Genomic DNA, 1,721 nt, shown 5'->3' on the forward strand with positions numbered 1-1,721 from the left:
AGGCCCGCGTTCAACCAGAGGTTTCCTCACAGATCATGACCACCGATATCACCAGCGCGCCGAATTTCATCCGTCACCAGATCCGCGAGGAAATCGAAGCAGGTCGGGCGGGCAAGATCGTCACCCGATTTCCCCCGGAGCCCAATGGGTTCCTGCACATTGGCCACGCCAAGTCGATCTGCCTGAATTTTGGCCTGGCCGAGCAGTTCGGCGGCGACTGTCACCTGCGCTTCGACGATACCAATCCGGCGAAGGAAGAGCAGGCCTATATCGATGCGATCAAGGTGGATGTCGCCTGGCTAGGGTTCCAGTGGGCCGGCGATGTCCGCTTCGCATCGGACTACTTCGACCAGCTCTATGCCTGGGGGCAGCACCTGGTCCGAGAAGGCAAGGCCTATGTGGACGATCTCTCCCCGGATGAGATCCGCGAGTATCGCGGCACGCTGACCGAGCCGGGCAAGCCGAGCCCTTATCGCGAGCGCAGCGTCGACGAGAACCTCGACTTGCTTGAACGCATGCGGTCCGGCGAGTTCGCCGAGGGTGAGAAGGTACTGCGGGCCAGGATCGACATGGCCTCGCCCAATATCAACCTGCGTGACCCCATCCTCTATCGCATCCGCCATGCCACTCATCACCAGACCGGCGATAAGTGGAAGATCTACCCCTCCTACGATTTCACCCATGGCCAGTCGGATGCCATCGAGGGGGTGACGCACTCCATCTGCACCCTGGAGTTCGAGGACCATCGTCCGCTCTATGAGTGGTTCCTGGAACATCTCCCGGTACCCTGCGTGCCCCGCCAGATCGAGTTCGCCCGTCTCAACCTGAACTACACCCTGACCTCGAAGCGCAAGCTCAAGCTTCTGGTGGATGAGGGCATCGTCGACGGCTGGGATGATCCGCGCCTGCCGACGATTTCCGGCATGCGACGCCGCGGTTATACCCCGGCCTCGATCCGCAAGTTCTGTGACATGATCGGCGTGACCCGTGCCGACGGTGGTCTGGTTGACTTCGCTATGCTCACCCACGCCATTCGCTCGGATCTCGAGGACAACGCCCCCCGTGCCATGGCGGTGCTCAACCCCGTCAAGGTGGTGCTGACCAATGTGTCCGAGGAGCATGAGGAGGTCTATGAGGTGCCCGGTCACCCGGCCCGCGAAGACATGGCAGTGCGCAAGGTGCCGTTCAACCGGGAAATCTTCATCGACCGCGACGACTTCATGGAAGCGCCGCCAAAGAAATTCTTCCGCCTGGCGCCCGGCAAGGAGGTGCGGCTGCGCAACAGCTACGTGATCCGCTGCGACGAGGTGGTGAAGAGCCCGGCAGGGGAGATCGAAGCGCTGCGCTGCTCCGTGGATTTCGAGACCCTGGGCAGGAACCCGGAAGGGCGCAAGGTCAAGGGAGTGATCCACTGGGTCAGCGCCCGACACGGCGTGCCAATGGAGGTACGGCTCTATGACAATCTCTTCCTGGTGGAGCAGCCCGACAAGGACAGGGATGCCGATTTCCTCGAACACCTCAACCCCGATTCCCTGGTCACGGTGAAGGCCATCGGCGAGCCAAGCCTTGCCAGTGTCGAACCCGAAACACGATTCCAGTTCGAGCGGGTGGGCTACTTCTGTGCCGATCGCCATGCCTGTGTCGACGGAAGGCTGGTGTTCAATCGTACCGTGGGGCTGAAGGACAGCTGGGCCAAGGTTCAGAAGCAAGAAGCCCAGAAG

The 1,721-nt window shown here is 61.5% G+C and carries 1 protein-coding gene; it reads left to right on the forward strand.

Going from position 1 to position 1,721, the window contains the following annotated elements; all coding sequences use genetic code 11:
- Positions 1-35 precede the first annotated feature (35 nt).
- Positions 36-1,721: glutamine--tRNA ligase/YqeY domain fusion protein (locus ACESMD_RS03220; protein ID WP_372610267.1), on the forward strand; the 1,686-nt coding region annotated here is incomplete at its 3' end.

It is taken from the genome of Halomonas sp., from assembly GCF_041689495.1.
In the GTDB taxonomy this organism is placed as follows: domain Bacteria; phylum Pseudomonadota; class Gammaproteobacteria; order Pseudomonadales; family Halomonadaceae; genus Halomonas.